The following is a 4,665-nucleotide window of genomic DNA, read 5'->3' as shown; positions in this document are numbered from 1 at the left end:
TCCGCCCCCCGTGCGCACCGCCGACGTCGCCCGTCCGGAGGTCAAGTACACCTTCTCCTCCGAGGGCGCCGGCCTCACCTCCGCCGTGCTCCAGGGCGTGAAGATGCGCGAGCAGCAGTCGCTCACCGTGAAGGAGGGCTTCTCGCTGCTCTTCGGCAAGGAGATCCCCCCGCCGCCGCAGATGAATGTGGCGACCCCGGTGGCCGGTCAGCCCCTGCCGCTCGCGGTGACCATCGAAGGCGGCGCGCCGCTCGCGGCGAACACCCGCTACGCGGTGCAGGAGAACCCCACCGACAACGGCGGCACCCTCGTCTTCACCGGCCGCCAGGGCCCGTGGGAAATCACCAAGACGGTGCTGTGGCCGCGCGAGGGCTTCGAGTTCGCCTACACCCTCCAGGTGCGCAACACCTCCGCCCAGGCGCAGGCGGGCGAGCTGAAGCTGCACTACAGCCGCGCCATCGACCCGGAGTTCGAACACGCGCCGTCCTTCTTCGGCGGCGTGGGCAACCTGAGCCGCTCCGCGTGCTGGGTGGGGGATGAGCTGCACAAGATGTCCCCGGGCGACAAGCCGCCGGAAGACACGCGCGGTCAGGTCTCCTTCTTCGGCATCGACCAGCAGTACTTCCTGTCCGCGCTCTACCCGCTGGACGGGCCCATCGCCGGCCACTGCACGCTCACCGCGACGCCCACCGCGCGCGAAGTGGCCGCGGCCTTCCCGCTCAACGTCGCCCCCGGCCAGACGACCACGTTCCGCTTCGGTGGCTACCTGGGCCCCAAGGATCCGGAGCTGCTGCGCCCGGCGCCTGGCGCGGAGCTGCGCGCGGTGGCCAACCTGCCCGCGACGACGTACCACCCGATGCTGGAGGACACGGTCGACTTCGGCATCTGGGCGGTGGTCTGCAAGCTGCTGCTCTCCATCATGCGGTTCTTCCACGGCATCGTGGGCAACTGGGGCGTCGCCATCATCCTGCTCACCGTGGTGGTGAAGCTGGCGCTCTTGCCGCTCACCTACCGCTCCATGGTCAGCATGGAGGCGGTGAAGGTGCTGCAGCCCAAGATGGAGGAGATCCGCAAGAAGTTCGCGGAGGACAAGGAGCGCCAGAACCTGGAGATCATGAAGCTGTACCAGGAGGCGAAGGTGAACCCCCTGGGCGGCTGTCTGCCGCTGCTCATCCAGATGCCGGTGTGGATCGCGCTCTTCACGTCGCTGCGCAACAGCTTCGAAATCTACGGCGAGCCGTTCGTCGGGCCCATCTGGCGGGACCTCACGTACAAGGACCCCACGTACCTGCTGCCGCTGGCGCTGGGCGTGTCGATGATCATCACGCAGAAGATGCAGCCGCAGATGATGGACGCGGCGCAGGCCAAGATGATGACCTGGGTGATGCCCATCATCTTCACCTTCACGCTGCTCCAGTACCCGGCCGGCCTGTCGCTCTACATCTTCACGAACAACGTGCTCTCCATCGGGCAGCAGTACGGCCTGCGCAAGTGGCTGGACCGCAAGAAGGGCCAGACGGGCGGCGGGACACCGGCGGTCGTCACCGCCGGGGGAGGCAAGCGCAAGTGAGCGGGCCGCAGGGAACGCAGGTCGCGGGCGGGGCGGACTTCCGCCCCCGGGTGGAGCGGCTGCTCACCGACATCCTCGGGCTGATGGGCTTCCCGGCCCGGCTGGACCTGCAGGACGCCGCCGACGGCAGTCTGTCCGTCGCGCTGCACTTCGAGTCCGGCCCGCCCCAGGGCGTGGAAGCCGGCAAGCGCAGCCAGGTGCTGGATTCGCTCCAGTTCCTGCTCAACAAGATGCTCCACCGCCCCGGCGTCGAACGCCGGTGGGTGATGCTGGGCGCGGGCGGCCACCCGGAACCCCGGCCGCGTCGCGAGGCGGCGCAGGCCCAGGCCTCCGCTCCCGTGGCGACCGTGGCCCAGGTGGCGGCTGCCGCTCCGGCACCGCCGGCCCGGACCGCCCCCGCGCCGGCCGCGCCGCCCGCCCGAGCGGCTCGGGGCGCGCAGCCCGCGGCCCAGACTCCGAAGGCCGCGGCCGCGCAGCAGGTGGCGGCGAAGGGCGCGGAGACGGACGAGCGCTCGGTGCAATGTGAAGAGGATGCGGTGCTGCGAGAGGCCGTCCGCAAGCTCGCTGAGAAGTCCGCCAGCCTGGGGCGCTTCTATGCGTTCGCCGCGATGAAGACGGAGGACCGCGCGCGCGTCCTCAGGGCAGTAGAAGGAGTAGGAGGCGTGAAGGTGGCGGCCGAAGGCGAGGGCCGCAACCGACGCGTGGTGTTCACTCCGGCGAAGCCCGCCCCGATGCCCAAGCGGAGCATGCTGCCGGACGACGACGAAGACGACATCGACGCCTGAGCGGGCGCCCGGAACGGGCCCGTCCATGCCGCCGGCGGGCGTCTGGGAGCAGAGGAGCGAATGGGTAAGTCGAAGGGTTTGAAAGACAAGCTGTACGGCGCGGCGGTGCTGAAGATGAGCTTCCGCCTGCGCGGGGACGAGGAGTCCCCTGCCTTCCGCTTCGTCTATCCGGGCGTGCTGCGCGACCTGCAGGTCGAGGACGCCGAAGTGGAGAAGTACATCGAGGCACACCGCGATGACGTGGAGCGCGCCGCCCGGGGTTCCACCCCGCCGCAGGGGCCCCGGTAGTTCCGTACCCGCCGGAGGGTCCGCCAGACCGTCGAGCGGAATGGGACGGTCGCCTCTTCCGGCCTGGGGATGCCCCGGCGAGACTGCGCCTCCATCCGTGAGGGGGCGTTGTCCTTGAATCTTCCGTCCGTGCGTCGTGCGCTGTTGCCCATGTTGCTGCTCGTGTCCGCCTGCAAGCAGGACACGGCGGCGTCCTCGTCGCTCCAAGGCGAGCAGGGGCCTCCGGGGCCCGTGGGTGAAGCCGGTCCCCAGGGGCCCGCCGGAGTCCAGGGCCCGCCCGGCGAGCAGGGTCCCGTGGGAGTGCAGGGCGCTTCCGGCCCGATGGGCGCTCCGGGTCCCTCCGGTGCCGACGGGTTCGCGACCGCGCGCATCCAGGTCATCCCGCTGGGCACCACCGCGTTGGAGGCCGGTGCCGCGCTCCGGGCCGCGGTGGAGGCCGTGCCCTCCGACGGTTCCCAGGCCTGGGTGCTGAAGCTGGGCGCGGGGACCTACGACCTGGGCTCCACCGGGCTGGATTTGAAGCCGGGGGTGTTCCTGGAGGGCAGCGGTCCCCAGGTGTCCCGCATCGTCTCCTCCACGTCCGGACAGGGCACGGTGGTGGGGGCCACGGGCGCGGGGTTGCACAACCTGTACGTGGGCAATACCGGCGGGGGTGCGCAGTCCGTGGCGGTCTTCAATGCGAGCTCCGGCTTCGGGGTGCGCGACATCGAGGCCGATGCGCGACAGGGCCAGCAGGGCACCTACGGCGTGCTCTATCAGGACGTGTCGGGAGGAGAGCTCGTCCGGGTGCAGGCCGGGGGCAGCTCCGCGACGGGCCAGGTCGGAGGCTTGTCCCTGAAGGCGAGCACCGTGAGCGTGACGGACAGCCGGCTGCTGGGAACGGGCGCGGCGGGCAGCGGGGATGTCTTCGGGATGCGGGTCGAAGGGGGCGATGTCCAGGCATGGCGGGTCCATGCCAGCGCGAATGGAGGCCCTCGTGGACACGGCCTCTACGCCGACGGGACGGTGTACCTTTCGCAATCCCATGCATTCGGGAATGGAGGGACCCGGGGCGTGGGCGTGACCGTGCTGGATGTCTCCACCCAGGTCCGCGACTCCCGCGCGAAGGGGACGACGTATGGGATGTTTGTCGATGCGCCCTCGCCGGCGGTGGTGCGGACGGTGGGTGTCAGTCATTCGGCCTTCGAGGGCAATGACGGGGGCGTCTACGTGACGCGGGACACCCGCTTGAAGCTGGCCCATTCGACGCTGCTCCCCGGAATCCAGGCGGAGTCCATGTCGCTTCCGGCATGCATCCTGTCGTCGAATGACACCAAGGCATTGAACGCCAACTGCATTTGATTGCCATGTGAAGGAGCGCCTTCTTCCGGTGCCCGCCCCTGTCTCGCCATGACGACGCTTCCTTCCGCCACCATCGTCGCCCTCGCCACCGCGCCCGCCGCGGGGGCGGTGGGCATCCTCCGGGTGTCCGGGCCGGCCGCGCTGGAGGTGGGCCGCGCGCTCGCGCCTGGAGTTCCCGACGTGCCCACGCCGCGCCATGCGTACCTGGCCACGTTCGTGGACGCGGCGGGCGGTGTGCTGGATGAGGGCCTGTTCCTCTACTTCCGTGCGCCCCAGTCCTTCACCGGGGAGGACGTGGTGGAGCTCCAGGCGCATGGCAGCCCGCGCCTGCTGCGGCTGTTGCTCGCGCGGACGCTGGAGGATGCCCGTGTCCGCCCTGCCCTTCCCGGCGAGTTCACCCGGCGCGCGTTCCTCCATGGCCGCATCGACCTGACCCGCGCGGAGGCGGTCGCGGACCTGGTGGCCGCGGATTCCGAGGCGGCCGTGCGTGCCGCGGCGGCCGGGTTGTCCGGGGCGCTGGCGGAGCGGATCCGCGCGCTGGAGGAACCGCTGCGCGCGCTCCACGCCGACCTGGAAGGGGTCCTCAACTTCCCCGACGAGGCGGAGGGCGCGGACGAGGATGCGGGGCCTCGGGTCGCCGCACTGCGCTCTGAAGCGGAGGTCCTGCGCGCGGAGGTGGGG

At 70.8% G+C, this 4,665-nt stretch carries 5 protein-coding genes; all 5 read left to right on the top strand.

All coding sequences use genetic code 11. The features are described from left to right. A partial coding sequence (gene yidC, locus D7V88_RS39065) for a membrane protein insertase YidC (protein WP_244238630.1) occupies positions 1-1,570 on the top strand: 1,570 nt, incomplete at its 5' end. Continuing rightward, the gene (locus D7V88_RS39060) at positions 1,567-2,355 is read left to right on the top strand and encodes a hypothetical protein (protein ID WP_120545608.1); all 789 of its coding nucleotides are present in this window, start codon (positions 1,567-1,569) and stop codon (positions 2,353-2,355) included. The genes yidC and D7V88_RS39060, both read left to right, overlap by 4 nt. 60 nt (positions 2,356-2,415) lie before the next feature. Next, positions 2,416-2,643 carry a hypothetical protein gene (locus tag D7V88_RS39055; protein ID WP_120545607.1) on the top strand — a complete coding sequence of 76 codons (228 nt, stop codon included), beginning with the start codon at positions 2,416-2,418 and terminating at the stop codon, positions 2,641-2,643. A 114-nt stretch (positions 2,644-2,757) separates the two neighbouring features. After that, positions 2,758-3,984, top strand: coding sequence for a collagen-like protein (locus tag D7V88_RS44915; protein ID WP_147449067.1), 1,227 nt, complete (start codon positions 2,758-2,760; stop codon positions 3,982-3,984). A 48-nt stretch (positions 3,985-4,032) separates the two neighbouring features. Beyond that, positions 4,033-4,665 (top strand): tRNA modification GTPase (locus tag D7V88_RS39045; protein ID WP_504814970.1); only part of this gene is annotated, 633 nt, incomplete at its 3' end.

The sequence above is a fragment of the Corallococcus terminator genome (genome assembly GCF_003611635.1).
In the GTDB taxonomy this organism is placed as follows: Bacteria; Myxococcota; Myxococcia; order Myxococcales; family Myxococcaceae; genus Corallococcus; species Corallococcus terminator.
The sequence above is the reverse complement of the archived record's forward strand: the minus strand, read 5'-3'. Positions and strand labels throughout refer to the sequence as shown.